Raw genomic sequence first — 26,376 nt, forward strand, 5'->3', positions numbered from 1 at the left:
TCACCATTCACCATTCACCATTCACCATTCACCATTCACCATTCACCATTCACCACTCACCATCCACCTTTCATCTTTCATCTTTCATCTTTAATCTTTAATCTTTCACCTTATCCACTCATGCAACCGGCCGGTTCTGCCGTTGAGCATACCAACGCATGAAATAACCTTTAGGCAAATGCACACCGTTGCGCACATAGAATAGATTATATTCATTATTAAGCGTTGCATTCAGCAAGCGCCGCGACGCTCCTGTACCGCAAAACAAAATTTGATCGCCGACTTTAATTCGATAGTCGTCGGGGGGAAGCACGCTTATCACCTCCCCCGATTTAACGACAAAGGCAATCAAATCAAGTTTTCGATTAAAATTATCGGGATGCTTTAAAATATCTCCCAACAACACCTGCTCCCCTTCCTCCAGGCATGCAGCAACTGCGCTACAGCGGTCTCTCTCAATATCCACTGTGATTAAATGCGGCTGCCTACGCCCGATTTTTTGCTCGAGCTGCTGAATCACCTTCGCCATATCCTCCTTTCTACCCGGTTCGTCTTTCAACAAATGCTGAAAAAAAGGCTTTAATAGCGGGGCAACCAGCAAAAATAAAACACGCCGCGCGGTCACCAACGTCGGCTGCATAATCATATCGATTTGCGACGCCTCGAAAGCAATTCGATTTTCATGGCGATTTTGCCGAACCAAGGTAAACAAGTTGCCATTCAGTTTACGCGCATTCAGCAATATTCCCAGATTATGCCCGTCATCGTCGGTTCCCGCCAAAATCCCTACGGCATTTTCTATTCCGGCCTGCGCCAAGGTTTTAGCCGTGGTCCGTCCCACGATGTAACTATCGATCCCCTCTTCTTCGCTACAGTCATGCGGATCAATAACCACCGTCTTCATGCCTTGCTTGACCAAGGCATGATTGATTTCATGTCCCATCCGTCCGTAGCCGCAGACAATCCATTTTCCGAACGGCGGCTTAATAGCATCGCTGAGGCGAACCCGGGGCGCCCTGACTAGCCAGTTATTCAACGGATAAAAGCTAGGATGCGTCATCGTCGTCACCAACACCTTCGCGAACATTTTGAACGGATCGACGATATGAACCTCGCCCCCCAAATTCGCTAGCGTTTCTTCGAAAACATCGACCTTTGACAACGTAATAATTCTGATACTCGGATTCAACAAACGCGCCAATGCAGAAATTTTTAGATTAATCTCTTCGTTATTGGTAATCGCAACAATCGCTTGGCAATTGCGTCTTCTGATGCCTGCTTCAAGTAAATGCTTAGGCACGCTTGCATCTGCGCATAAACCCGGCATCGGCACCCGGTAATCCCTCAACGTCAACGCCCTAATCCGATCCTCATCGCCATCGATGAAAACTGCCGGAACACCATAATCGCTTAAACCGCGAGCCAGTACGCTACCGGTGTCGCCGAAACCGCAGATAATAAAATAAGGCTCGGAAATCCTAAGCACCTGCCGAGAAAACTTTCGCTCCTCCACCGCTCGCACAAAGAAAGGGTTCTGGAAAAGTCTTACGATACTTCCTATCGCATAAAACCAGGTAATCACGCTCACATACAGACAAACCATCGCCCAAAGCCTTTGAGCATCGTTAAATTCAAAAGGAATTTCTCCAAAACCGGTCGTCGTCGCGGTATAGGTCATAAAATAAAACGCGTGAAATACACTTAAGTATTGGGGCTTACCGTCGACTTCATGACCGGGAATAAAGACCATTCCCAAAATTGACACGGCATAAACCGTAATCAAAGCCATCACGGGCCTGCGCATTTCGCGCATGACAATAAAACTGACTCGGCTTAAATCGGTACTTTCCGCCATGCGCTACCCCTCTGTTAAATCGTTCATTACAACCGAGACATCAGCGTATCGGATACCAAAATAATGACGGATATAAAATTAGCCAGCAAAGCCCCGCCGCTTAGCGAAATAATGCTTACCATTACATCGGGCGTCAATCCGGTTTCGGTTACATGAATAACAACGGTCCAATATGTAGCAGCCGCCACCAAGTGCAGGTCGGCAACCAGACTAGTCGCCAGTAACACAGCGCCAATTTGCGAGCGATCGCCCAACTTTAAGCCGGTCGCAATAAAATTAACGACGATAATCGCAAACAGCTCAAAAACATTATGATGCTCGGGATTATCCATCTCCCCTAGAAAGAATCCGAAATTCAAGGTTAATGACAATACGATAAAAAAACCGAAAACGACTTTCTCAAAATTCATCTAAATTATGCTCCGGAATATAAATCAAACTGTGAATGTTATCCTAATCTGTATTAGAATTAGAAAGATATTAACAATCGATAAAAAATCACAACGCTGACTGATATTTATTGTTAAAATTGTAAGCTTTGAATTACAAACCGGAGAATTACAATGGCATTAACCGCAATGGACCTTGTTGCTGCCGCTAAGAAAAACATCAAAGAAGTGGATGTTGCGTCGGCAAAATCAGATTTTTCCAAATATTTAGTTCTAGATGTCCGAGCGCCCGGTGAATTTGTTGCCGGTTCTCTGCCCGGAGCCATCAACATTTCGAGAGGTGTTTTGGAATTTAAAATTGCTAGCCACCCGGATTTCGAAAATAAACAAGATACCGATATTTTAGTTTATTGCCAGACCGGCGGACGCTCGGCACTAGCTACCGAAGTGCTTAATAAAATGGGTTATAGTAAAGCCGTCAGCCTAGAGGGCGGATATCAAGCTTGGCAAAAAAGCGACTCAGCCGACGAGTAAATGCCCGCTGTTGAATCGTTAAGATTGGATAAATGGCTATGGGCTGCGCGCTTCTTCAAAACGCGCAAGCTCGCCGCCGATGCAGTGTCCGGCGGCAAGGTTCACCTGAATAATCAAAGAACCAAACCAGGCAAAGAAATTGCCACCGGCGCCAAGCTTTCCATCCATAAGGATCAATATAGCTGGGACATTACCGTCATCGGCCTAAACAGTCAACGCCGCCCTGCATCCGAAGCGGCGCTACTTTACGAAGAAACCGCGGAAAGCCGAGAAAAACGGCAACAATTAATTATTCGTCAACGCGAAGAACAGGCCAATTTCGAACGCTTCGAAAGACCCTCCAAACCGAACAAAAAAGACCGTCGCTTGATTCACCGCTTCAAACGAGGCTGACCCCTATGGGCCGCCTCAATCACAAACAAGTTGGAGGCTTGGGCAGCCCGGCCAGTTTACACGCAGACATCAACGGCCCATCCGGAAACAATCGTTGCAAATAACGGCTATTGCCCTTTTCCGAACCTAAATGCTTAGCTACTGCCTTAGTAAAAACCCTGGCGTTTGGCAAATGTTTAAATTGAAGATAATAGCTCCTAATAAAATATATGATTTCCCAATGAGCATCGGTTAATGTAATCGAATTGGCCTTAGCAAGATCGCGCGCCACAGCCTCGTCCCAGTCATTCATATCGACCAAAAACCCTTGCTCCGTTAGGGCGGGAAATTCTTCTTCGGCATTCAGCACCATGACAAAGACTGCTGATGCGTAACGGCTAATTCGACCCACTCGGCATATTCAATAACCCTGATTCCGTCAACTAAATCAGCTTGGTCGATACCGAACAAGGCCAAATCATCGGATAATGAACATAAATAACAAATTTTAGCCGATTGCTTTAAAATCTTCGCCTTACTCCCTCCCTCGATCAGACGAAGTATTGACGAGCCTATAAAAACCACAGCATCGCCGACCTCAATACGCTCCAAAACGGCATCCACTTCGGATGACTGAAAAATCAAATGCAACATACTGATTATTCGATATGTGTTAACTTCAGACCCACCAATCCGACAACGACCAGGACAATGGAAAACAACCGCAAAATTTCGGCGGACTCCTTAAAAAGCACGATGCCGATAACGGCAACGCCGACCGCGCCCATGCCGGTCCATACCGCGTATGCAGTACCCAGCGGTAACGTTCTAATAGACAACATAAGCAAATAAAAACTGGCCGCACCAAAAACGATTGTCATTAAACTTGGCCAAAGACGAGTAAAACCTTGGTTATACTTTAAGCTCAATGCAAAAACAATTTCCGCCAAACCGGCACATAACAACAAAAACCAAGCCACGCGCTTCAATCCTTCATAGACTTATTAATTAAATATTCTACAATATCAAATCGTTTGATAGACCGACTGCACATCGATTTTCAGCCTACCACATTAATACTCAGAATGTTTTGACGGGTTTCTGCTCCGACAAAAAACCCGCCATCTCAGACCCTCGATGCTTGCAGCGACTCAAACAGCACATCGGCGCAGAACCATGCTTCGCCATAAAGGCTGTACTTTTATAACTTATTTACACCCCATTATGAACAAGCAATCGGATCACATCGTACGCGACCAACGACAGATCATCAATCATCTGGCACTGCTGATTAACGAGAAGGCCCTAATCAATCTAAACATCGGCAATAACGAATCGTTCATCACCACATTAATTGCCATCAATAAGGACACACATAGCCTTCTGTTCGATCTCAGCCCTAAGGAATACCAAAACAGACAATTACCGGATACATCAAATGCGGTCTTCCGCACCGTATTGTCGGGCATTAAAATAAAATTCGAGGGCAAAGACATCGTCAAAACCCGCTATCAAGGCGACACCGTTTTTGCAATGCCGATACCTGAAAGCATGCTGTGGCTGCAACGCCGTCAATTTTACCGAATTAAATCGCCGCTTTCGAAAGCCAGCCATCTAAAACTCAGCGTTGAAGATCAAGTCATTCCACTTCGTCTCTACGATATTAGTATCCCCGGCTTTTCCTTGTTAAACGATTCGGAACCGCTTAACCAAATATTAACGCCCGCTCAAACCTTTAAAAATTGCCGATTGACCTTGGCCGATCTAGGAGAAGACGCGGTCGATTTTATAGTGCTATACCGCATACCGTTAAACCCGAATAAGCCGGACAAAACCATGAAAATAGGCTGCCGACTCACCTCGATATCACCCGCCTTCGAATCCTGTATACAACGCTATATGCAACAAATCGAACGAGAACTTAAACAAAAAACCTAAACGAAAATGTCCTTAACACTCGACAGTAAACTCTATACGGTTTCACAACTCAACCGGGAAAGCAAACGAGTGCTTAACGAGCATTTTTTCTCGGTGCGAGTAGAAGGGGAAATCTCTAATTTAAGTACTCCCTCTTCCGGCCACATTTATTTTTCCTTGAAAGATAATGCCGCGCAAATCCGTTGCGCGATGTTCAAGACCCAACTGCGCCGCCTCAAGTTTAAGCCGGCGAACGGACTGCAAGTGATTGCAACCGCACAAGTCACCTTATACGAGCCTCGCGGCGATTATCAGCTAGTCGTCGAAAACCTCGAGGAAACCGGGGACGGCGCACTGCGCATGGCCTTTGAAGCGCTTAAGCATCAATTATCGAAGGAAGGACTGTTCGACGCCTTGCGCAAAAAGCCTCTACCGACACTGCCTCATCGCATCGGCATCATTACCTCTCCTAGCGGCGCTGCAATCAGAGACATTCTGACCGTGCTAAAACGGCGCTTTCCGGCTATTCCGGTCGTTTTGTATCCGGTTTCGGTGCAAGGAGATAACGCCAAACACGATATTGTCCGGGCATTGAATCTGGCCAACACGCTCGACCAATGCGACGTATTGATCCTCGGCCGCGGCGGCGGCTCTCTGGAAGATTTGCAAGCCTTCAACGAAGAAATCGTCGCGCGCGCAATCGCGGCAAGCGCCATCCCGGTTATCGCCGGCGTCGGCCATGAGATTGACGTGACGATCGCCGATTTTGTTGCCGATCTTCGCGCCGCAACACCTTCCGCCGCCGCCGAGCATGCGGTTCCCGATCAGCGAGAATGGCAAAGTCGTTTTATTGCGCTGGAAACCAAACTTTCGCAACATCTCGGCAGACAACTTACGCAAAAAACACAAACTTTAGCCTGGCTCGATAAGCGGCTAAAACAACAACACCCCGGCCAAAAACTAGCTGCTAACGCCCAACGCCTTGACGAACTGGAATTAAGACTCACCCGTGCGACTCGGCGCAAACTGCTGCAATGTCACTCGAACCTCGACACTCAATCGGCAAAGCTACATAACCAATCGCCTGAACGCATAATCAACAGCCTTACCCTACAACAACATTATCTTCAGCAGCGTCTCAATAACGCCTGGCAACGAAAATTCGAACACTTACATCAGCGACTCAACCAAGCCGGCCAAACGCTTCATGCGGTCAGCCCATTGGCAACGCTGAACCGCGGCTATGCACTCGTCACCGACACGGAAACCGGCGCAGTAATTCGCTCGACCCGGCAAATCGAAAAAAACGCTGTTGTATTGACTCGTTTAGCCAATGGACGATTTACCAGTCGCGTGGAAACGATTACCGAGGATTAAAAAAACTCCGCACCAAAATTAATCCGCGGAACGAATCATCGACACTTTCCTCTCTTTTGATCGAAAAACCGTCTAAGAATAAAAGGCATGGGTTGTGTCTATCGAGGACCGCCGTAAACCCATCCATGGGGGCTTGACGGCAGCTCCCTGCTGCCGACATCCTCGCTAGCCACACCCCATGCCTTCACAAAATTAGCCATTTTTTGAGTATAAAGGTTGTATTAGCCAAGCAACGGCCACTGCTGAATAACCCGATAATCAACGCCTCCAGGCGCGGAACAGGATTCAACTAAACAAAAAGTATTGGAATGCCAAATAATCGGCTCGAATTCCGTTTGTACCGATTGCTTGGCTTTTCTTATTAGTGTTACATGAGGCCGATACGAACGCTCATCAATCGGATGGTCGAACGATGAAACCATTGTCGACAAATGCTCGGCCAAAATCATCGCCTTATCGTCCGGATTAGTGCTAGTTAAGCATATTATGCCGGGCTTTCGCCAAAAACTAAGCTCATCGAAATGGATCGTGACCGGCTCAAGCTTTTTCATTTCGTCGGCGGCCTGAACCATCGCCGACTCGAGCGCGTCGTCAACAGCCCCTAAAAATACCAATGTGACATGAAGGTTACCCGGATTAACCGGCCTATCTCCAGGCTTTAATAAACGATGCGCCAACTCTTCGCATTGCCTTCGGATTGCCTCATCCGGCCACAACGCAAAAAACAATCTTTTCACGATTATTCAGCCTAAAAACAACTAAAGTAATCCAACATCAATTCTTCGCAATTGAAAAACTGTCTGGGCAATTTAAAATAGATATAGAGTCTCATAACGAATTCAGATAAAACACCGAATACAGCTAATCTGGACATTGCGACCCACAAGCGTGAACTGCTTTTTGGTGAACTTCGCCATATTCCGACAGCCCACCAAAGCACAGGCGCTGCCAGAATAAAATGAATATTCCACCAACTCGAGACACTAATGCCCCCGGTCCAAACCCAATAATCCGCTCCATATAAAGCTCCATTCAGGACCACAAAAAAAGGCCAAAAAATCCGCCACAATTGAAATTCGCCTAACCACCCTGCCAATAAATACTGGTAAGGCTCGTCGGTCGAAAGCGGGGTTTCAGTAGCATCCTGCTCCGGAAACGGTGCGCTAATATACAATACCGCATAAAGACAAACAGCTACGATACACAGCTCGACAAGCCCGATCAGGCTGCCTTGTGCGATAATCAACGCTAAAGTATTGATGAACATGAGCAAGCAACCTCGAAATAAATTGACGGCTAGACGATAATTAAATGACTTAATAAATATTGCTGCAGACCGAATTGTTTAGCGGGACGGGGTTTGCTACCCATGCGCATCAAGCTAAGCGGAGCACACCGCTGCCAAATCGCTACCGACCTCTTCCGGCAAGTCTAAACAGCGTAGCCCGAATGCAGCGTAGCGCAATCCGGGCTACATGCTTTTACCTTTCGCACTTGAAATTTCGGCATTGCCTAAGGAGGCACCGGGATGTTCGGTCCTCACCTAACGCTAGGAGAGGGACCTACACGGACGTATTCACCCAGCACCTAAATTCCATAGCTCGTTGGCTATGGTTAACTTCCTTTGATAATTTAGGTGCTGGGTTCACGGCGTCCTGTCAAGCGAGTTAACGAACCTCAGCAATTCCCAATTTGAGAATAAAAAAGGGTGCGGAGTGTACTTGGCGAGGATGTCGGCGGCAGGGGCAGATTTTTGCTCCTCGGCAATTGCTGAGTTACAAGGATGCAATGAATGCAGAAAATGCAGGAGCATTTTTCTGCCCGGATTGCCCTAATACACGCCATACTTGGCGTTTAGCCGCCGTCAAGCCCCCATGAATGGGTTTACGGCGATCCTCGACAGGCATACCCCGCACCCCGAACACGGAGAAATTTCTCAAACTGGGAATTGCTGACCGAACCCGCTACAAAATTCATAGCTCCAGGAAGTTATTTTTCACGAAATCCTTAGGCTAAACCGGAACGTTGGGGATGGGTTAAATAACCCGCCCCGCATGAGTATAAAGGTAGTAAAAGATGCACGAAGCGCATTCTACGATTCGCGCTTATGCCCCAGACTCATCCGGCCATGCAACGATTTCTGCCCATTTGCTTGGCTTTATAAAGCGCCTTGTCAGCCCGATCGAAAATCGATTCGGCCGTGTCCCCTTCTCGGAATTGACTAATGCCGCAGGACAAGGTGATAGTAAGAAACCCGTTACCTGAGTTGAAACGTGTTTTTTCGATAATTTTTCGCAACTTATTGGCCAGTGTCAATGCTGATTCCTGATCGGTTTCAGGAAGCAACATTGTAAACTCCTCCCCCCCGAAGCGCGACAAAAAATCCAAGTGCCGGCAATTTTCACTCAATAATTTAGCAATGATTTTCAACGTCTTGTCGCCGGCTTTATGGCCCAATGTATCGTTAATTTTTTTAAAATGATCGATATCCCAGATGATCAGCGTCAATGGGCTTTTATGTCTATTCCAACGAGTTATTTCAAGCTCGAGACGATTATCGTAAGCCATCCGATTACCGAGCCCTGTCAAAGGATCGCGTAATGCCCTATCAAGGGCTATCGATAATTTTAATTTCAGATCGCTCGATTCGCTTTCCATGCGTTTAATTTTATCGGTCAATTCATTCAGCTGTCGCTCGGTTTTTTGCCTTGCATTTTCCTCATTTTCCCGATGGTGCAAAATCTCCTTATTGATTAGAGCAATACGGGTACCGATCAACTGCTTAAGCGGTTCCAATGTGGTTGCTTTAGCAGAGCTGTCTTGTAATTCCTGCATTTGCGTCGAAACAAAGCGATCGAGTTCGTTACGGTTAATCTGGGTTTGTCGATTCGCGTCATTCGCACCGATCGCTTGCAAGCCTAACTCGGTTAATTGCTCGGTTAATTCGGACAAAAAATCCTTAATATCTTTTTGTTCGGATTGAATATGGTTTTTAATTTTAACTAGCAGCGAAACATAATCGTTCAATAATTGCTTGAACGAAGAAGCCGAAGACTGATTTTGCAGCCGCACTTTTAACCGCTCGGTCGATTCCTCGAACTCGAACGGAATCTCAATATCTTCTAACAATAATAAAAGCTGCTGACTGAGTATCTCGGTTTTGATTTTGTCGGCGTGACCCGATGGCGCGAAGGAAGACGCTATAGATTGAGGCTCAGTTGCATTGACCAAGGCCAAAAATAACTCATCGTTGGTTTTAAATTCACCGCTTTCGAATTTTTGCTGCAATAGCGTTAAAGCCTTTACGGTCTTGTCATCGGAATATAATTTGAGCAAATAATCAAACAAAAGCGCTGCATCGAAAGCACTCATCCCGGAATCACCGATATTGAATGAAAACTTGGTCAAGCCTTCGAGTTCTATTTTTAATTGCGCACTCTTCACCCCGGATTTAACCGTTTTATGAATCCGCATCAAAAAAGGGTCGAGTTGATGATTCAACCCTTTCGCCGCTAAAGTCAGCCGGGCTATTGTTTTACAAAGCAGTACTTCGTTTTCTTGCGTTTGCTTGTCGGCAGTTTCTTGCTCGTGCAGCAACTTAAAATACTTACCTTTCCATTCGCTATCGAAATCTTTCCTAGACCAAACAACCATCGAACAAACCTCTGATTTAACCCATAGCCATCGGGCGGTTAATATTATTGACTGGAACTTTCCTTTTCTATTAGACGATTCATAACTTCAATCATGTTTTGCTGAGTCTTGGCCAGCGACCCGCTTGTACGGTACTTACCGTTAATAATCAAGGCTGGAACTCCATTGACGCCATAACGAGCCGCCATGGTTTTAGCTTGGCGCACTTTGTAATCGACAGGAAAGGAGTTATAAGCATTGCGGAAATCAACCTCAGTAACGCCATGTTCGCTAAAGAACTTAACCAGCTGATCCTCGCTTTCCAATTTTTGTTTTTTGTTCTGAATCGCATCGAAAAAATCGGCATGCACCTTATCGACGACACCTAGCGCTTCCGCAGTAAAATACGCCTTGGCATGTTTTTCCCATAAACTACTAAAGATAGCCGGCTGCCGGATAAAATCAACATTATCGGGCTTAGTTTTTAGCCATTTGTTCAAATGAGGTTCCAAATGATAGCAATGCGGGCAGCCGTACCAAAAGAACTCGATCACTTCGACCTTATCGGGGTTTTGAGTCGGTTGTGGCGTAGACAAGACTTCGTAACCCGGAGGTTCTGCATTTACCAGACCGGCTAAACCAAATAGCACAAAAAAAACACTAACAACAATTTTATTATTTAACATGATTCAAGTTCTCCTTAAAATACAGGCTCGATAAAAACATATTGACGCCAAAAAAGGCAAATAACGTGACAAAGAAACCGACAATCGCCCACCAAACTATCAAATTACCATTCAAACCTTTACCCAGCTTTAACATCTTCCGGTTATAAAATATTAAAGCTGGGCAAAAATGACATATCAGGAAATTTAATTTTACCGATCCGCTAAGGATTTCGTGAAAAATAACTTCCTGGAGCTATGAGTTTTGTAGCAGGTTCGTTAACTCGCTTGACAGGACGCCGTGAACCCAGCACCTAAATTATCAAAGGAAGTTAACCATAGCCAACGAGCTATGGAATTTAGGTGCTGGGTGAATACGTCCGTGAGGCTTGACGGCGGCGACCGATTGCCATGGATGGCATGAATGCAGATTTTGCATTACGCCATGGATGGCGTGTATTAGGGCAATGCGGGCAGAAAAATGCACCTGCATTTTCTGCATTCATTACATCCTTGTAACTCAGCAATTGCCGAGGAGCAAAAATCTGCCCTGTCGCCGACACCTGCCAATCGAGTTACCGAACCTGCTTACCTTGCATTAAAAATAGGGAGGTTATTTATGACCAAATCCTAAATAAACGACCGAACGGACTTGCCGTTCGGTCGTTACACAAGCACACGGATCGTAAAAAATGCGCTTAACCGGAGGATTACATCAGCGGTCTAAGTCGCCTTATAAAAGCAACGGGGCATTGCTTACTTCATGACCGAAATATGATAAGAAACCGCTTTGATTTCGCGTTCAGTCATTTTTTTGGCAATCATATGCATCATATTTTCCGAGTTATTACTCCTCTCGCCGCTTTTGAAATCGATGAGCGTCTTGATCAAATAATCGGCATGCTGCGACTTAAGCGTCGGAAATGCTGCCGGCCTGTTCCCTTCTCCAAACGGACCGTGACAAGCGATGCAAGCAGATACCTCGCTCGCCAACACCCCATTCCGGTAGAGATCGCTACCTAAGGCCAATAGCTCTTTGATGTCTTCACTTGCAGAAGCCTCGCTGTCATCTTCATCGTCATCTTCATCGTCATCTTCGTCTTTTTGTAAGACCGGCAGACTATTCGTAGAAATCTTTTGCTCGGCATAATAGGCGGCGATATCGGCCATATCTTTATCGCTCAAGCCCATCGCGATCGGACTCATCATCGGATTATTTCGCTCGCCGCTTTTGAAGGCATTTAGCGTCTTGATCAGATAAGAGGCATGCTGTTGAGCTAACTTCGGGAAATTGGTTACGGCACTATTGCCGTTTTCGCCGTGACAACCCGCGCAGGCGGTCGCTTTTTCTTTTCCTGCCTTACTATTGCCTTCTGCATGTAGAATGACCGGCTGACTCATGAACGACAGAGCAATTGAAAGTGCCAATAGTTTATTTTTCATTAGATTCCCCTTCCGGAATAGTATAATTCTAGCGTTTACATTTTAATTATCTAACCGGCTCTTTTGTCCGATAGCAGCATTGCAAAAAACAGTTATACCCATGGTTAAATCAAAATTCGGCACCAGGACACTTGCAAATGACTCACAGCCTCAATTGCCTATCATTTAAAATCATAGCAAATTGAGGGACGAAAAAGAGAGCCAATAGCATTATTGTCAAACAAAATAGCTTCGTCACAAAAGCCAAAAACATGTCCGCTCGAAGTATAAATCAAAAAGCCGATACTAACGGTTTTTCATGGACCGTGCCGACTTGCGAATCCAAAAGGCCGACAACTAAACCCCTCAAGCGGTACACGCCTATCGTGTCTATCCGGAAATTTTACTCTAAATACCCTAGCTAAGCGAGATAACGATGAATCCAGTGTATCATCAAGCAAAATTCATAAACAGCGCCCCTCACGTTAAAGACGCCCCCGAGGATATAGGACTCGAAGTCGCATTTGCGGGCCGCTCCAACGCGGGTAAATCCAGCGCAATCAATACACTGACCGGTCAAAAATCTTTGGCGCGTATCAGTAAAACCCCTGGAAGAACTCAATTATTGAATTTTTTCTCGATAACGGAAACCACCCGCTTTGTCGATTTACCGGGCTATGGTTATGCCAAAGTTCCCTTGGAAATCAAAAAACAATGGCACCGCATGATCGAAACCTATCTAAATAATCGCAAAACGTTATGCGGCATTGTGCTGGTGATGGATATTCGCCATCCACTGACCGAATTCGACCGCCAAATGGTAGACTGGTGCAAACAAACCCGTTTGCCTTTACATATCCTGCTAACTAAAGCCGACAAATTGAAATTCGGGGCTGCAAAAAACACCTTATTAGCAGTACAAAAAGAAATTTCCGGAAATCAAGTCCCAGTTACTGTTCAATTATTTTCGGCATTAAAAAGACAGGGCGTCGACGAAATCCATCAATTACTCGATCAATGGCTGAACTTTGAATCGTCATAAACTCGAAATAATTTCGATGCTTCTTACGCTTTTTCAACATGAATCTGAATTCGGCAACTTAAAGATGTAGCACACGAAACTCTTGAATTAAGATTTTCGTCGTAAATAACTTCCCTATTTTACGGAGGCTTCGGTTACTCGATTGGCTGGTGTTGACGGCAGGGAAACCGCCGTCAAGCTTACAAGGACGTATCCCCCCAGCACCTAAACTCCATAGCCCATTGGCCATGGTTAATTGCCTTAGATAATTTAGATGCGGGGCCTGTCAAGGGGAGTTACCGAACCCTCGGCAATGCGCCCATATATCTGACGTTATTTATCACGAAACCTTAAATTCTTTTTCTTCTTGTTCTTCATGGTGAAATACTTTTTCTAGGATCAAGACGACATCGACTTCAGATATTATATTCAACACCTTCGCGTGCCATGTTTATCTCTATACCTAAATTTTGATTCTGTTCGAGCAATTGACTATAGATGTTATCCAAATCCATATCGGTGCGATTAGGTTCGTGATGGGTAAAAAACAAGCGCTTAACATTAGACTGGACCGCCAAGTTTAGCCCTGATTGATAGGTTCCATGCCCCCACCCCCTTTTAAACACATACTCTTCCTCGGTATAGGACGCATCGACAATCAATGCATCGACACCATGCATAAAGGCGCACACTTCGATGAACCTTTCATCGATCATGGATTGAAAAGGCTCGTATTCCTGATCTTCGGGCTGGTAAATATTAAACAACGGCTCGTAATCGCCGGTAAAAAAAACTGACCGGCCGTCACACTCGATGCGATACCCGAAATTTAGAACAGGATGATTCAACAATAACGGTGTAATTTGGGCATCGCCCACCATAATGCTTTTACCTGGCATCAAAGTCACATAACGAACAGTTGCTTTTAACTCGGCCTCCCGAATCGGAAAAAAACTGTATTGTAATTGAACAGCCAACGCCCTTTGTATGCCTTGTTGAGTCACTGGATCCAAGCCGCCGTAAATTGTAATCTGATTACCCGACATAAACGCCGGCGTAAAAAAAGGCAGTCCTTGAATATGATCCCAGTGCGTGTGGGTAATGAAAATATGCGCATCGACCGGCTTGTCCTTATCCAGTTGTTGCGATAACGAATAAATACCGGTACCCGCATCGAGAATAATTAACTCCCCGCTATCGGTACGAATTTCTATGCAGGTAGTATTCCCGCCATATTTGACAGTATTAGGCCCCGGTGTCGGAATGGAACCACGGACGCCTCTGAACTTCAATTGCATGCAATTCCTCGATTCAGCGTTGAAAATATATGTTTCGCACTTCAAATGTCGGGAGTACTTAGGGTTTGATTATAAAAATACCCATATCATCATCGTAGATCAAAATTCGGCACTGCCGGAATTTGAAGTGCAAAAGCTATAACCCCCCTATTTTAAGAAGGATTCGATCGCTCGACTGACTGTGTCTGTCGCATAAAGCGCCTACTGAAGGCACCCTAATACACGCTGCCATACAGAGCGTAATGCAAAAATTATCTACACTCCCGAACCTAAATTACAATTGAGCGATCACTTGCAACTAATCATCATTAAAGCCTCTGTTCTAATCGTGCTCAAATCACCTAACGAAACGATCAGTTCCTCCAAAGACAAACCGAACAACGAGAACTGCGCTTCCGAATACTTATCGATTACCGGATTACCGCCGTCACCAAAACGCAAGATTTTACTGATTTGATTAGCTACAGCAACACTATCGCGCAAGACGTCGGAGCCGTCCTCATCGTGATGATGCTCGATCGCAGCACCGATGTCTTCAGAAAAGCACCACTTATCAATTAGCAGCTTACCCAAACGAGCATGATCGATACCTAAATACTCCCGCTCCATCAAATGTAAAGAAACACTCCGCTTACGGCTTTCCATCAACGCATTACTAAAGGATTCGGGCAAACACTGCGCAAAAACCAACTTTCCAAAGTCATGCAATAAACCGGTAACGAAATAATCGCTGCATTTATTTGGCGATAAGCCTTGTCGCTCGGCGAGTAATTTTGTGATCAATGCGGTAGTCAAAGAGTGCATTAAAAAACCATTGGCATTTAAGCCCGATTTTTTATCGGGCTTAAGAACACCTATTGCCGCAATGGCTAACGCCATGTTCTTGACCGTATTGATTCCAAGATGGACAACAGCGCGCATTATCGAATTGATTTTATGAGGCAACCCGTAATAAGGGGAATTAATGATTTTCAAAATCTTGACCGTCATCACCGGGTCGCATTCGATAATTTGCACAAAATCCTTGGCGGAAGATTGATTGTCATCGGCTAACTTTAAGATACTTTGCACGCTTTTCGGAAAAGCAGGCATACTCTCCACAAACATGAATAACTTGTTGTCGACAGCGGCAACCATTGGGAATACTCTCTTTAGATAAATGTCATGATGTGAGTACCAACACAACTTTTTAAGGCCGTGTCATGCCGGCATAGACTAACGAAGTCTTGTCACAAGGACACGAAATACCGAAAAGCGTGCTATATATGGGGTCAGAACTTAGGATTTCGCGGCAAATAACATCCTGTAACTATCCGCTTTGTAGCAGGTTCACTTGTTTCCTTGACAGAACGCCGAAATTTGACCGGCAAAGAGTATAGTTACGATAAGTTAAGCATAGCAGAGAAACGCTATCGAAAAGAAATACCGGAAAGAGAGCCCCAAAGATAAGAATTCATTCAATGGGGCTTGAGGAAAAGAATCAGTCCATTTAAGAGGGGGAGGGGAATGGACTGACCCAACGTCATAACTGACGTATAACATTATGATTTAATAATATTGGAAAAGTTCAATCCTTATAAAAACGTAATGCGCCTAAAAAAGACTAATGCGCCTCATCCCAATTCAAACCGGTACCGATATCGACGATCAACGGCACATCGAGCGTTGCCGCAGAACTCATCAAATCCCTCAATCTTTCGATACAATTGGTCACGGCCGATTCGGCGATTTCAAAAATCAGTTCGTCATGCACCTGCATGATCATTCGGGCATCGGGCGAGTCTGTTTGTAGCCAGCGATCGCAAGCAATCATCGCTCGTTTTATAATATCGGCGGCTGTACCTTGCATCGGTGCATTGATTGCGGTTCGTTCAGCGTATTGACGGCGCGCGGGGTTGCGCGAATTGATTTCCGGCAAATAAAGCCTACGGCCGAATAAAGTTTCGACATACCCCTGTTTTTTCGCCAACTTTCGGATGTTATCCATGAACGCCTTGACACCGGGATACCGCGCGAAATACAAATCGATATAAGATTGCGCCTGCCCTCTAGTCAAGCCCAATTGCTGTGCCAAGCCGAACGAAGACATGCCGTAAATCAATCCGAAATTGATCGCTTTAGCCGAACGCCGCAAATCGGCGGTAACTTGCTCGGGCTCGACTCCGAAGACCTCGGCCGCGGTCGCGCTATGAATATCCTGCCCTTGTTTGAAAGCTGCCAACAGACCGGCATCGCCGGACAAATGCGCCATGATGCGCAGCTCGATTTGTGAATAATCGGCCGCAACCAACACATAGCCCGGCGACGCAATGAAAGCCTGCCGTATTCGCCTGCCTTCGGGAGTGCGAATCGGAATATTCTGGAGATTGGGATCGGACGAAGACAAACGGCCGGTCGCCGCGACCGCTTGATGATAGGAGGTATGCACGCGCCCGGTTTTCGGATTAACCTGTTGCGGCAATTTATCGGTATAAGTCGATTTCAGCTTGCTGGTTGTGCGATGCTCGAGAATCAAACGAGGCAACGGATAATCGGCGGCCAATTCCTGCAGCACCGATTCGTCGGTCGACGGCTGCCCGGTCGGAGTTTTTTTCAGTACCGGCAAATTCAACTTATCGTAAATAATACTTTGAATTTGCTTTGGCGAGCCCAAATTGAATGCCTGCCCTGCCAGGTCGTGCGCATGCTGCTCGATCGAGGCAATCTGGGCGGCCAACTCCTGGCTCTGCTGCGCCAGCATTTCGGTATCGAGCAATACCCCGTTTCTCTCGATACGCGACAACACCTCGACCAGAGGAATTTCGATTTCTCGATACAATTGCACCAACGGCGGATTTTGGTCGAGTTTTTCACTCAGAACTTCATGTAAACGCAAGGTGATGTCGGCATCTTCGGCAGCATAAGGCGTCGCCTGTTCGATAGCGACTTCCTGAAACGGAATCTGTTTCGCGCCCTTCCCCGCAACATCTTCGTAATGTATCGTCGTATAGTTAAGATATTTCTTCGCCAAATCATCCATGTTGTGCTTAGTCGCGTTACTGTTCAACACATAGGATTCGAGCATGGTATCGTGAGCAATACCTCGCAGTTCTATGCCGTGATTAGCCAGCACGTTAGCATCGTATTTAAGATTCTGTCCCAATTTGGCTTTATTCGGATTTTCCAGCAGCGGCCGCATTTTTTCCAATACGGCGGATCGATCCAATTGCTCCGGTGCATCCGAATAATCGTGCGCGACCGGCAAATAAGCGGCATGTCCCGCTTCGACCGCAAACGATATTCCGACGACTTCGGCGCGACTGTAATCAAGACTGGTCGTTTCGGTATCGAACGCAAACAACTCGGCCTTGTCGAGCCGCTCGAACCAACGTTCAAAATCGTGTTCGGTCAAGATTGTTTCATAGCGCGCCTCAATCGCTTGTGGACTTTCAACAGCTTTCGCATCCCGGCCGGAGCCGACATCGCCGGACTGTTCCAGTATTTTCAACCAAGTCGTAAAACCCAACTCGACAAGCATCGACTTGAGTTCGCTTTGATCGACCGAATTCATTTTTAATTCCTCCGCCGAGCATGGCAACGGAACATCGCAATCAATCGTGGTCAATTGCTTCGACAACGGCAGTTGATCGAGCGCATTTCGTAGGTTTTCGCCGATCTTACCCTTAATTTGATCGGCGCATTCGATCAATCTTTCCAGCGTTTGATATTCGCTTAGCCATTTAGCCGCCGTTTTCGGCCCGACCTTCGGCACGCCGGGAATATTGTCGACCGTATCCCCCATCAAGGCCAAATAATCGATGATTTGTTCAGGTGTCACGCCGAACTTTTCGATCACGCCTTGGCGGTCGGTGCGGCTGCCGGACATCGTGTTTTCGAGCGTGATATGCTCGGTAACCAATTGCGCCATATCCTTGTCGCCGGTTGAAATGACGACCTGAAATCCGTCTCGCTCGGCTTGCTTAGCAAATGCGCCGATAACATCGTCCGCCTCGACATCGGGCTGCATAATCAAGGGCAGGCCCATCGCACGAATCAAGCGGTGCAAGGGTGCGATTTGTACGCGCAAATCGTCCGGCATCGGCGGTCGGTGTGCCTTATATTGATCGTATAAATCATGTCTAAAGGTCTTTCCGGGCGCATCGAAAATGACGCCGATATAATCGGTCGGATGGTCAGCCATCAATTTACGCAGCATATTGGCCACCCCGTAAATCGCATTGGTCGGCGCGCCATCCGGACTGGTCAATGGCGGTACTGCATGGTAGGCGCGAAATAAAAAAGACGAGCCGTCGATTAATACCAAATATTTTTGTTTGTTTTGGGTCATGCCGATGTGTTTGTGATTTAAATTAAGTTTTACGCTTGACTTCCAATATATTCGGTAATTGACTGATTCTGCCGAGCACCGAGCTTAGCTGGGCGGTGCTTTCGATATTGATCGTCATCGTCAGTATTGCCGATAAATCCGGATGCGTTTTTAATGAGGCATCGATAATATGTGCCTTAGCATACATCATGATCCGAGTCACGTCGCTGAGCAGGTTTTGCGCATTGAAAGCATGGATAATAATCGGTACATTATGGCGCGATGGCTGCTCCGAACTCCATTCGGCGTCGATCAATTGCGGCTGCTGTTCGGGACTGAGCGTCAAAATATTTTCGCAGTCGCGCCGATGGATTGTGATCCCTCGCTTATGCGAAATGAAACCGATGATATCGTCGCCTTTGACCGGACAACAGCATTGCGCCAAACTGGTTACCACATTATCGATACCGGCAACGGTGATGATCGATTTTGCCGTCGGCTTGCTCTCGCTCCCTCTGGCGGAAGGATAGGCTGGCTCGGCGAATTCGGGAATTTTCAGCGCGGCGACCAACTGCCGATTGGTGATATCGCCGCGACCTATCGCTTCATAAAAAAGCTCGGCATTGTTAAATTTGAAATAGCTGAGCAATTCATCCAGCTCAACCGACTTCAAGCCTAATCGTTTACTTTCCTTATCCAGAATTTGTTTGCCGAAAACAACATTTTCGGCTTGCTGCTGTTGTCTAAACCAACTCCTGACCTTCCCGACCGCGCGCGGTGTTTTCAAATAACCTAAGTTCGGATCGAGCCAGTTATGATTCGGCTCGCCGTTTTTAATCGTAATAATCTCAACCTGATCGCCCGACTTGAGCTTATACGTTAAGGGTTTGATACGTCCGTTGACTTTCGCGCCGCGACAACCGTGACCGATCTCGGTATGTATCGCATAAGCAAAATCGAGAGGCGTCGAGCCTTTGATCAGATCGATTAATTTTCCGGCCGGCGTTAACACAAAGACCCGGTCAGAAAAAAGTTCGGTTCGGAAGTTATCGACTAAGTTGTCACCGCTATCCTTATATTCGAGCAATTGGCGTAACGAAGCGATATTCTTTTCGGTCGCAGCATTGTGCTTACTGCCTTCCTTGTAACGCCAATGCGCGGCAACCCCTAATTCGGCAAATTCATGCATAGAACGTGTGCGAATCTGAATTTCGATACGATTACCTTTTCGGTCGACGATCACGGTATGCAAGGATTGATAACCATTTTCCTTGGGGTTGGCGATGTAATCGTCGAATTCTTTAGGAATGTATTTCCAGTGACTATGCGCCAAACCTAATACGCTATAACAAGCCGTCAAGCTATCGACGATTACGCGCACTGCGAGTAAATCGTAAAGATCATCGATAGCTAACTGTTTGCGGCGCATTTTGTTCCAAATGCTGTAAATATGCTTAGGCCTTCCATAAACCTTTGCTGAAATACCTTCTTCCTTAAGAATTCGACGAAGATCCTCTATGAATGTTTGAATACAATCTTCACGATGAATTCGCTTATCGGCAAGCGACTCGGCAATGCGCTTATAATTATCCGGCTCGAGATAGCGAAACGCTAGATCCTCAAGCTCCCATTTAAATTGACTCACCCCAAGCCGGTTCGCCAACGGAGCATAGACATCCAGCGTCTCTTGCGCGATAAATCGCCGAACACCGGGCTCTTCCGCGGACATACCCCGCAAACGTTCGATACGATAGGCCAGCTTGATCAGCACCGAGCGCACATCGTGCGTCATCGCCAATAGCATTCGCCTTAGTGTTTCATTTTGATTGGGCTCGCGCGTTAACTCCGGGCTGTAAACCCGTAAGTTATTGAGCCATTTGACATCCTTGACTAACCCCGCAACCGTTTCGCCGAATTGTTGCTTAATTTCGGCCTCGGTTAACCGACCGGCTAATCGTGAATCGCTTAATATCGCCGCCAGTATGCTGGCCAAATCGCTATAAACATTGCCCAAAATCATCGCGACCGCAATCCCTTTTGGTCTAATATTAAGCGGATTACTATCAGCCTCGTCGACAATAGCCAAGGCCTTTTCAATTTGAGCGGCGTCTTCGGCAACAAAACCTGAAAATAACTGCTCAATTGACGGAAGTTGTTTTTTCATTGGGTGATTGTAAAGGATTCGAAAAAGTTGGCAATCATGATAGGCTATCGCGCGTTAGTGTTGAGGCTCATTCGCTCGAAAATCGGAAATTCTGTATTTATATTGTAAGGGTAACTCAAAGATTATGAAAATCACTGTATTTGGAAGCGGTTATGTCGGACTGGTGACAGGAACTTGCTTGGCGGAAGTGGGCAATGATGTGATCTGCATGGATATCGACGAAACCAAGATCGAAAAACTCAAGCAAGGCATCATCCCGATTTATGAACCTGGACTGGAAGCCATGGTCAAAGAAAACCAGGAAGCCGGCCGTTTACGGTTTACCGCCGATGTCAAAGAAGCGGTCAGTCATGGTTTATTTCAATTCATCGCAGTCGGAACACCGCCTGACGAGGACGGTTCAGCCGATTTGCAATATGTTCTTGCGGTCGCTAAAAGCATTGCCCAACACATGGAAGGTTATCGAGTCGTAATCGATAAATCCACGGTACCGGTCGGCACTGCCGACAAAGTCAAAGAAGCCATAATCCATGTACTTAAAGAACGAGGCAAGAATGATTTGGAATTCGACGTCGTGTCGAATCCCGAATTTTTGAAAGAAGGCGCCGCGCTCGACGATTTCATGAAGCCGGACCGAATCGTTGTCGGAACCGATAACCCAAGAACCGCCGAATTACTCAAAGCCCTTTACGCTCCGTTTAACCGTAGCCGGGAAAGGGTTATCACGATGGATATTCGGTCTGCCGAATTAACCAAATATGCCGCGAACGCTATGCTGGCAACCAAAATCAGCTTCATGAACGAGCTGGCTAACTTGGCCGAAAAACTGGGCGCCGATATCGAACATGTTCGTCAAGGCATCGGCTCAGACAGTCGCATCGGTTATAGCTTTATCTATCCGGGCTGCGGCTACGGAGGCTCATGCTTTCCAAAGGATGTCAAAGCATTGGAACGGACCGCAAAGCAAGTCGGATATCAAGCCGAGTTATTAAATGCCGTTGAGAATGTCAACGACCGACAGAAAAAGCGTTTATTCGAAAAAATCCAGCATCATTACAACGGCAACTTGAAAGGCAAGGTTTTCGCTATATGGGGATTATCGTTCAAACCAAATACCGACGACATGCGCGAAGCGCCTAGCCGAGTGCTACTTGAAGCCCTGATCGATGCCGGCGCCACCGTTCGAGCTTACGATCCTGAAGCGCTGGAAGAAGCTAAGCGTATTTACGGCAATAAAAAAGGCTTGATTTATACCGACGACCAAAACGAAGCGCTGGAAAATGCCGATGCGTTAGCGATCGTTACCGAATGGAAGCAGTTCCGTAGTCCGGATTTCGATTACTTGAGTCAAAACTTGCGAGACAAAGTCATTTTCGATGGCCGCAATATGTTCGAGCCAGCATTTGTCAAACAAAACGGTTTGGCTTATTACGCGATCGGGCGTTAAGAGACACAATCGGTTTTTTTAGTTATGTTTGCGTTAATAGTTTAGCGTCGCCCAGGCATGAACTAATGGGGCCCATAGACCATGGATGGCGAGAGGCTTTCAAGTCCTTGTAATCGAGATCCCGGCAATCCCTGCCGGGATGATGCTTTCGATGTCTTTTCAACTACCAACGCTAACATAACTTTTTTCATAATTTCGCTAGAGATGCTTGAATTATCCAAATGAACGACTACCATTACTAACGAATAGACTAAGGCGATCGTGGTTGGCTATAAACTTAGACTGTTCAAATGTTTTATCCTATTTTTAAGTTAAACTTAATGAGAGAGAAAAATATGAACAAAATCCTAGTTTTATTAGCTTTACTGTCGTTTAACGCACTTGCAACTCCGGTCAACATCAACAATGCCGATGCTCAAACGATTTCTGAAGCACTGAAGGGCATTGGTCTGAAAAAAGCCGAAGCGATCGTGCAATATAGAACCGATAACGGTGACTTTAAATCCGTCGAGGAATTAGCCAATGTTTCCGGAATCGGAGAAAAAACGGTTGAAAACAATAAGGGCGATATTTTACTTAGCGATCCCGCTAAAAAATAACCCGACTCGTTAAACAAAAAACAGCCGGCTGGCAATCAAGCCAACCGGCTGTTTTTTATTCATCGCAAATCACAATTCGCCGCCAAGATTCCTAATAAAACTCGGCGAAAAACAATTGACATCAACGGAACAAAGATTGAATAAAATATTTCGTTATACATCCACTAACACTACAAATCAGACTGCGAAAATTTCAGAAATAGTGACAAAATGACTTGGCATGTTATCCACACTAAACCCAAACAAGAAAAACGCGCGCTCGAAAATCTACAAAAACAGGATTTCGAATGCTTTTTGCCTTCCTGTTCCATCGAAAAAATCCGGCGTGGACGCATTGCCGTATCTTCAGAACCGCTTTTTCCACGCTACCTATTCATCAATCTCAAACAGGGAACTAATTGGACGCCGATTCGCTCCACACTCGGCGTCCAAAACTTGGTCAAATTCGGCACTGAAGCGGCTAAAGTGCCCGACGATTTAATTGAAACTCTCCGCACAATCGAAGACCGTATACAAAACATTGAACCTGAACGATTGTTCTCCGAAGGAGACAAAGTCCAAATCATTTCGGGACCATTTGCAGGTCTTGAAGGGATCTATCAAATGACCGATGGAGAAACCCGAGCCATGGTGTTAATCGAATTACTCAGAAAACCTGCGAAAGGCCATTTTGAAATCACACAATTAAGAAAAATCGGGTGACGATAATATACGGATTGAGATACCAGGCATTAATTCATAGCAGCAATTAGACGTCCACCGGCTATATTTTTGGTTTTCTAGCTTGTTAGAGGATAAACATGCGCTATATGCTCGCTTAATGATCCTAAATCCACGTCATTAGCTGTTATATCTTTTAAACCCTTGCCGCCTAAACCGCCAATTATTTTATTAAAGCCCTCCACTCCTTCTTGGTAGGCTGACAAATATTCTTCAGAAGAAGACATTTTTTCCGGGTGCTGCCGACAAATAGTCATGCCGTGCTTCGGAAACAAGCGTTCAAAAAAGTGTAGATTGGTAAGCCCGTTAATCTTAGGATTCGTTATGCCCGCAAAACTCGCGGCCACTGCTACCGACCCCGCCAAATAGCCGATCAAATAATCATCCTGCAATACCGATACCGGCAAAGCCCCGTCATTACTAGACTTTATGTCGTGAAGAATCGGATGAAACAGTCGTGCGACTGACTCGGCAATTTTAACGTTTTTCGGTTTTAAAAAATCCAGCATTAGCCCTCCGGAACGATCGCTGTTTTGTTTTTTTCTTTACGCCTGAATAAACTGCTGTATTGATGCAGCAGCAAGGCGCCCATGATTAAGCCAGCGCCAATTAGAACCTTTTCATTAAGTGGTTCGCGGTTGACCGCATTGCCGATTAATAGCGACATAACCGGCGTCACTAAGGTGATCAAGGCAACCTTTGTCGCCGGAACATGTATCAGCACATAATAATACAGAGCAAATCCAATCGTCGTGGCAACGGCTCCCAAATACACAATCGATAACAGACTCTGCACCGGAATGACATCGGGCCAAACGCCGTCGCCTCGATACCAGGTAATCAAATACAACGGCACTGCTATTAACAAACCGCCGGTCACTTGCGTTACCGACGGCAAGGCCGCACCAATGCGTTTGACTAAAACCGAGCTGGCCGATTGCAAAAATGCCGCAAGCGTCACGCCGCCGATACCCATTGCGGCATCCCGGCTAATATCCATAGCCGTGCCGAACATCACGAATAAGCCGGCAAGCCCCAATCCATAAGCAATTAATTGCAATAAGCCAAGACTGCGTTCATTGAGCCATAATGCCGACATGAACGCAGTCAGCATCGGTGTCAACCCGAAAATAACCGAGATCCAACCGGACGGTATAAATTGTGCTGCCCAGTAAACCGACAGCATCGCTCCGTAAATTTGCAACGTGACCGCAAAATAAGTCAACCATGCCTTTCGATCGACAGGAAATTTACGCCGGGCAAATAAGACAAAAGGCAACAAACAAGCCAGCCCAATAACCATACGCGCGGCAACGCCGAATAAAAACCCTGGACCTTCGCCACTCCATTTAATCGCTAAAGGCGTTGTCGACCACAGTACGATGATTAAACAAAAAGCCAGAAAAATGCGCATCTAAAAAAAACACGGGCTAAACTTGCAATTTAGTGACAAATAACACCTTGAAGCTACGAGATTTCCCGAGAAAGGAACTAGGAACCACTCCCACAGAACACATCCTTCATCTTTCCCCTTTCATCTTTCACTTTTTTCCTCGTTCCCAAGGTCCACTGTGGGAACCCACACCCTGGTTGCAATAACAAGACAGAGATGCATTCCCACGCTCCACCGTGGGAACGAGGAAAAAGGAAAATGATTGAGAGCCCAATCTTAAATCTCATTCAATACCGTCAATTCTTCAGGATAAGGCGACATATAATAGGATTGCTCGATAAATGGGTCAGGCTGTCTGCGAAAATGATGACGAAGCAGCGTGACCGGCACGATCAACGGCAACAACCCCAAGCGATAACGCTCTATCGTTTCGGTCAATTCGGCTTTATCGTCCGCATCGAGCGATTTTTTCAAATAACCTTGAATATGCTGCAACACATTGACATGATTACCCCGGCTTGCCGTTTTTTTAAGACAGCGCATTAAGGCAGTTCCATATTGCCCTGCAATTTCCTGGGCGTTGCCTTTAACGGCACTGGCGGCTAAGCGCCCGAGGTCCCTCGCCTCGTTCTGATCGTGGCTCATCGCAATCAGTTTATGCTGGCTGTGAAAGATAGTTAGCCGACTCGGTGTTATCGGCTCAGCACACAACAATTTCCATCGATACATCACATAGACCCGTTGAATAAAATTCTCGCGCAACCTCGGGTCGCCTAAACGCCCCTCTTCTTCCATCGGCAACAGCGGAAAATGGTCTTTGACGAATTGCGCGAAAATACCCGTGCCGACCCGATCGGCATGAGCCTCTCGATATATTTTGACTCGCGTCATTCCGCAACTCGGCGAATCCTTCTTCAGGATATACCCGCATAATCCGGCAAGCCAGTTCCGCTGCTGTTCAGCACAGCCAAGTAACTGATCGGTCACATCGATACTGTGGTCCTTGACGCCGACGCAGCGGACGCCTCGATCGGTATATCTGAGCTGAATTGTCGGGCGCGGAATGCTCATGCCGCTCTCAACCTCCGGACAAAAAGGCACAAACTCGAAATAATGGCTCAAGGTTTTACGAATATAGGCATTGCTTTTATGACCGCCATCAAAACGGACTTCCTCGCCAAGCAGGCAACTGCTAATGCCAACCCTGATTTTATGTGCGTGTTCGTTCATCATAGTCACTCCATGGTGCCATATCCAAGCGCTA

Annotated in this window: 25 protein-coding genes; 8 read left to right on the forward strand and 17 right to left on the reverse strand. The window is 46.2% G+C overall.

Annotated elements, in window-relative coordinates:
- Positions 1 to 118: 118 nt before the first annotated feature.
- The gene (locus ACRJJO_RS16905; protein WP_431066821.1) at positions 119 to 1,855 is read right to left on the reverse strand and encodes a potassium channel family protein; all 1,737 of its coding nucleotides are present in this window, start codon (positions 1,853 to 1,855) and stop codon (positions 119 to 121) included.
- Positions 1,856 to 1,881: 26 nt separating this feature from the next.
- On the reverse strand, positions 1,882 to 2,265 hold the full coding sequence (locus ACRJJO_RS16910) for a DUF6394 family protein (protein WP_431066822.1): 384 nt from the start codon (positions 2,263 to 2,265) through the stop codon (positions 1,882 to 1,884).
- A 153-nt stretch (positions 2,266 to 2,418) separates the two neighbouring features.
- Between ACRJJO_RS16910 and ACRJJO_RS16915 the strand changes: the two genes are divergently transcribed.
- Positions 2,419 to 2,778, forward strand: a complete 360-nt coding sequence (locus ACRJJO_RS16915) for a rhodanese-like domain-containing protein (RefSeq protein ID WP_431066823.1) — start codon at positions 2,419 to 2,421, stop codon at positions 2,776 to 2,778.
- Positions 2,779 to 3,171, forward strand: coding sequence for an RNA-binding S4 domain-containing protein (locus ACRJJO_RS16920; protein WP_404359645.1), 393 nt, complete (start codon positions 2,779 to 2,781; stop codon positions 3,169 to 3,171).
- Positions 3,172 to 3,190: 19 nt separating this feature from the next.
- On the opposite strand, the gene ACRJJO_RS16925 is transcribed toward ACRJJO_RS16920, so the two are convergent.
- From ACRJJO_RS16925 to ACRJJO_RS16935, 3 genes are read right to left on the reverse strand one after another with little or no spacing between them, the layout of a single operon-like run.
- The gene (locus ACRJJO_RS16925) at positions 3,191 to 3,523 is read right to left on the reverse strand and encodes a TusE/DsrC/DsvC family sulfur relay protein (RefSeq protein ID WP_431066824.1); all 333 of its coding nucleotides are present in this window, start codon (positions 3,521 to 3,523) and stop codon (positions 3,191 to 3,193) included.
- Complete coding sequence (locus ACRJJO_RS16930; protein ID WP_431066825.1) at positions 3,514 to 3,804, reverse strand: DsrH/TusB family sulfur relay protein; 291 nt, start codon at positions 3,802 to 3,804, stop codon at positions 3,514 to 3,516. The genes ACRJJO_RS16925 and ACRJJO_RS16930 overlap by 10 nt, the downstream gene beginning before the upstream one ends.
- Positions 3,805 to 3,809: 5 nt before the next feature.
- Positions 3,810 to 4,130, reverse strand: a complete 321-nt coding sequence (locus ACRJJO_RS16935; protein WP_404359641.1) for a DMT family transporter — start codon at positions 4,128 to 4,130, stop codon at positions 3,810 to 3,812.
- 244 nt (positions 4,131 to 4,374) lie between these two features.
- On the opposite strand from ACRJJO_RS16935, the gene ACRJJO_RS16940 reads away from it, so the two are divergent.
- Both ACRJJO_RS16940 and xseA read left to right on the forward strand, forming a co-directional pair.
- Positions 4,375 to 5,088: a flagellar brake protein gene (locus ACRJJO_RS16940; RefSeq protein ID WP_431066826.1), complete on the forward strand. Its 714-nt coding sequence runs from the start codon at positions 4,375 to 4,377 to the stop codon at positions 5,086 to 5,088.
- Positions 5,089 to 5,094: 6 nt separating this feature from the next.
- Positions 5,095 to 6,444, forward strand: coding sequence for an exodeoxyribonuclease VII large subunit (xseA, locus tag ACRJJO_RS16945; RefSeq protein WP_431066827.1), 1,350 nt, complete (start codon positions 5,095 to 5,097; stop codon positions 6,442 to 6,444).
- A gap of 221 nt (positions 6,445 to 6,665) precedes the next feature.
- Here xseA and thpR read toward each other — a convergent pair whose 3' ends face one another.
- The 5 genes from thpR to ACRJJO_RS16970 all read right to left on the reverse strand — a co-directional run bounded on the left by thpR (position 6,666) and on the right by ACRJJO_RS16970 (position 12,185).
- Positions 6,666 to 7,181, reverse strand: a complete 516-nt coding sequence (gene thpR, locus ACRJJO_RS16950; protein ID WP_431066828.1) for an RNA 2',3'-cyclic phosphodiesterase — start codon at positions 7,179 to 7,181, stop codon at positions 6,666 to 6,668.
- 11 nt (positions 7,182 to 7,192) lie between these two features.
- Positions 7,193 to 7,711 (reverse strand): hypothetical protein, encoded by a 519-nt coding sequence (locus ACRJJO_RS16955; protein ID WP_431066829.1) that lies wholly within the window; start codon positions 7,709 to 7,711, stop codon positions 7,193 to 7,195.
- 851 nt (positions 7,712 to 8,562) lie between these two features.
- Entirely contained in the window at positions 8,563 to 10,098 is a 1,536-nt protein-coding gene (locus ACRJJO_RS16960) for a GGDEF domain-containing protein (protein WP_431066830.1), read from the reverse strand.
- 44 nt (positions 10,099 to 10,142) lie between these two features.
- Positions 10,143 to 10,763 carry a thiol:disulfide interchange protein DsbA/DsbL gene (locus ACRJJO_RS16965; RefSeq protein WP_431066831.1) on the reverse strand — a complete coding sequence of 207 codons (621 nt, stop codon included), beginning with the start codon at positions 10,761 to 10,763 and terminating at the stop codon, positions 10,143 to 10,145.
- Between the two features lie 735 nt (positions 10,764 to 11,498).
- Positions 11,499 to 12,185: a c-type cytochrome gene (locus ACRJJO_RS16970; protein WP_431066832.1), complete on the reverse strand. Its 687-nt coding sequence runs from the start codon at positions 12,183 to 12,185 to the stop codon at positions 11,499 to 11,501.
- 415 nt (positions 12,186 to 12,600) lie between these two features.
- Here ACRJJO_RS16970 and yihA point away from each other — a divergent pair, with 415 nt between their 5' ends.
- Positions 12,601 to 13,206, forward strand: a complete 606-nt coding sequence (yihA, locus tag ACRJJO_RS16975) for a ribosome biogenesis GTP-binding protein YihA/YsxC (protein ID WP_404359629.1) — start codon at positions 12,601 to 12,603, stop codon at positions 13,204 to 13,206.
- 395 nt (positions 13,207 to 13,601) lie between these two features.
- Here the strand turns inward: yihA and ACRJJO_RS16980 are convergent, their stop codons facing one another.
- The 4 genes from ACRJJO_RS16980 to ACRJJO_RS16995 all read right to left on the reverse strand — a co-directional run bounded on the left by ACRJJO_RS16980 (position 13,602) and on the right by ACRJJO_RS16995 (position 20,953).
- Positions 13,602 to 14,483 carry an MBL fold metallo-hydrolase gene (locus ACRJJO_RS16980; RefSeq protein ID WP_431066833.1) on the reverse strand — a complete coding sequence of 294 codons (882 nt, stop codon included), beginning with the start codon at positions 14,481 to 14,483 and terminating at the stop codon, positions 13,602 to 13,604.
- Positions 14,484 to 14,771: 288 nt separating this feature from the next.
- Positions 14,772 to 15,620, reverse strand: coding sequence for an HDOD domain-containing protein (locus tag ACRJJO_RS16985; RefSeq protein ID WP_431066834.1), 849 nt, complete (start codon positions 15,618 to 15,620; stop codon positions 14,772 to 14,774).
- 466 nt (positions 15,621 to 16,086) lie between these two features.
- Positions 16,087 to 18,810 carry a DNA polymerase I gene (gene polA, locus ACRJJO_RS16990; RefSeq protein ID WP_431066835.1) on the reverse strand — a complete coding sequence of 908 codons (2,724 nt, stop codon included), beginning with the start codon at positions 18,808 to 18,810 and terminating at the stop codon, positions 16,087 to 16,089.
- Positions 18,811 to 18,832: 22 nt separating this feature from the next.
- On the reverse strand, positions 18,833 to 20,953 hold the full coding sequence (locus ACRJJO_RS16995) for a RelA/SpoT family protein (protein ID WP_431066836.1): 2,121 nt from the start codon (positions 20,951 to 20,953) through the stop codon (positions 18,833 to 18,835).
- Between the two features lie 124 nt (positions 20,954 to 21,077).
- Here ACRJJO_RS16995 and ACRJJO_RS17000 point away from each other — a divergent pair, with 124 nt between their 5' ends.
- From ACRJJO_RS17000 to rfaH, 3 genes are all read left to right on the forward strand, one after another.
- Positions 21,078 to 22,400 carry a UDP-glucose dehydrogenase family protein gene (locus ACRJJO_RS17000; protein ID WP_431066837.1) on the forward strand — a complete coding sequence of 441 codons (1,323 nt, stop codon included), beginning with the start codon at positions 21,078 to 21,080 and terminating at the stop codon, positions 22,398 to 22,400.
- A 335-nt stretch (positions 22,401 to 22,735) separates the two neighbouring features.
- Complete coding sequence (locus ACRJJO_RS17005; protein WP_125217244.1) at positions 22,736 to 22,999, forward strand: ComEA family DNA-binding protein; 264 nt, start codon at positions 22,736 to 22,738, stop codon at positions 22,997 to 22,999.
- A gap of 210 nt (positions 23,000 to 23,209) precedes the next feature.
- The gene (gene rfaH, locus ACRJJO_RS17010; protein WP_431066838.1) at positions 23,210 to 23,701 is read left to right on the forward strand and encodes a transcription/translation regulatory transformer protein RfaH; all 492 of its coding nucleotides are present in this window, start codon (positions 23,210 to 23,212) and stop codon (positions 23,699 to 23,701) included.
- Positions 23,702 to 23,778: 77 nt separating this feature from the next.
- On the opposite strand, the gene ACRJJO_RS17015 is transcribed toward rfaH, so the two are convergent.
- From ACRJJO_RS17015 to ACRJJO_RS17025, 3 genes are all read right to left on the reverse strand, one after another.
- Positions 23,779 to 24,228, reverse strand: coding sequence for a hypothetical protein (locus tag ACRJJO_RS17015; RefSeq protein ID WP_404359620.1), 450 nt, complete (start codon positions 24,226 to 24,228; stop codon positions 23,779 to 23,781).
- Positions 24,228 to 25,133 (reverse strand): DMT family transporter, encoded by a 906-nt coding sequence (locus ACRJJO_RS17020; protein WP_431066839.1) that lies wholly within the window; start codon positions 25,131 to 25,133, stop codon positions 24,228 to 24,230. Before ACRJJO_RS17020 ends, ACRJJO_RS17015 begins: the two co-directional genes overlap by 1 nt.
- A 255-nt stretch (positions 25,134 to 25,388) precedes the next feature.
- On the reverse strand, positions 25,389 to 26,345 hold the full coding sequence (locus ACRJJO_RS17025) for a YbgA family protein (RefSeq protein WP_431066840.1): 957 nt from the start codon (positions 26,343 to 26,345) through the stop codon (positions 25,389 to 25,391).
- Positions 26,346 to 26,376 lie beyond the last annotated feature (31 nt).

This window comes from Methylotuvimicrobium sp., from assembly GCF_050611805.1.
GTDB lineage: Bacteria > Pseudomonadota > Gammaproteobacteria > Methylococcales > Methylomonadaceae > Methylotuvimicrobium.

Bases quoted from the DNA above. Each gene is read 5' to 3' on its own strand.
- ACRJJO_RS16905 (WP_431066821.1), bottom strand. From the start codon at position 1,855: ATGGCGGAAAGTACCGATTTAAGCCGAGTCAGTTTTATTGTCATGCGC.
- ACRJJO_RS16910 (WP_431066822.1), bottom strand. From the start codon at position 2,265: ATGAATTTTGAGAAAGTCGTTTTCGGTTTTTTTATCGTATTGTCATTA.
- ACRJJO_RS16915 (WP_431066823.1), top strand. From the start codon at position 2,419: ATGGCATTAACCGCAATGGACCTTGTTGCTGCCGCTAAGAAAAACATC.
- ACRJJO_RS16920 (WP_404359645.1), top strand. From the start codon at position 2,779: ATGCCCGCTGTTGAATCGTTAAGATTGGATAAATGGCTATGGGCTGCG.
- ACRJJO_RS16925 (WP_431066824.1), bottom strand. From the start codon at position 3,523: ATGGTGCTGAATGCCGAAGAAGAATTTCCCGCCCTAACGGAGCAAGGG.
- ACRJJO_RS16930 (WP_431066825.1), bottom strand. From the start codon at position 3,804: ATGTTGCATTTGATTTTTCAGTCATCCGAAGTGGATGCCGTTTTGGAG.
- ACRJJO_RS16940 (WP_431066826.1), top strand. From the start codon at position 4,375: ATGAACAAGCAATCGGATCACATCGTACGCGACCAACGACAGATCATC.
- xseA (WP_431066827.1), top strand. From the start codon at position 5,095: ATGTCCTTAACACTCGACAGTAAACTCTATACGGTTTCACAACTCAAC.
- ACRJJO_RS16955 (WP_431066829.1), bottom strand. From the start codon at position 7,711: ATGTTCATCAATACTTTAGCGTTGATTATCGCACAAGGCAGCCTGATC.
- ACRJJO_RS16960 (WP_431066830.1), bottom strand. From the start codon at position 10,098: ATGGTTGTTTGGTCTAGGAAAGATTTCGATAGCGAATGGAAAGGTAAG.
- ACRJJO_RS16965 (WP_431066831.1), bottom strand. From the start codon at position 10,763: ATGTTAAATAATAAAATTGTTGTTAGTGTTTTTTTTGTGCTATTTGGT.
- ACRJJO_RS16970 (WP_431066832.1), bottom strand. From the start codon at position 12,185: ATGAAAAATAAACTATTGGCACTTTCAATTGCTCTGTCGTTCATGAGT.
- yihA (WP_404359629.1), top strand. From the start codon at position 12,601: ATGAATCCAGTGTATCATCAAGCAAAATTCATAAACAGCGCCCCTCAC.
- ACRJJO_RS16980 (WP_431066833.1), bottom strand. From the start codon at position 14,483: ATGCAATTGAAGTTCAGAGGCGTCCGTGGTTCCATTCCGACACCGGGG.
- ACRJJO_RS16985 (WP_431066834.1), bottom strand. From the start codon at position 15,620: ATGGTTGCCGCTGTCGACAACAAGTTATTCATGTTTGTGGAGAGTATG.
- polA (WP_431066835.1), bottom strand. From the start codon at position 18,810: ATGACCCAAAACAAACAAAAATATTTGGTATTAATCGACGGCTCGTCT.
- ACRJJO_RS16995 (WP_431066836.1), bottom strand. From the start codon at position 20,953: ATGAAAAAACAACTTCCGTCAATTGAGCAGTTATTTTCAGGTTTTGTT.
- ACRJJO_RS17000 (WP_431066837.1), top strand. From the start codon at position 21,078: ATGAAAATCACTGTATTTGGAAGCGGTTATGTCGGACTGGTGACAGGA.
- ACRJJO_RS17005 (WP_125217244.1), top strand. From the start codon at position 22,736: ATGAACAAAATCCTAGTTTTATTAGCTTTACTGTCGTTTAACGCACTT.
- rfaH (WP_431066838.1), top strand. From the start codon at position 23,210: ATGACTTGGCATGTTATCCACACTAAACCCAAACAAGAAAAACGCGCG.
- ACRJJO_RS17015 (WP_404359620.1), bottom strand. From the start codon at position 24,228: ATGCTGGATTTTTTAAAACCGAAAAACGTTAAAATTGCCGAGTCAGTC.
- ACRJJO_RS17020 (WP_431066839.1), bottom strand. From the start codon at position 25,133: ATGCGCATTTTTCTGGCTTTTTGTTTAATCATCGTACTGTGGTCGACA.
- ACRJJO_RS17025 (WP_431066840.1), bottom strand. From the start codon at position 26,345: ATGATGAACGAACACGCACATAAAATCAGGGTTGGCATTAGCAGTTGC.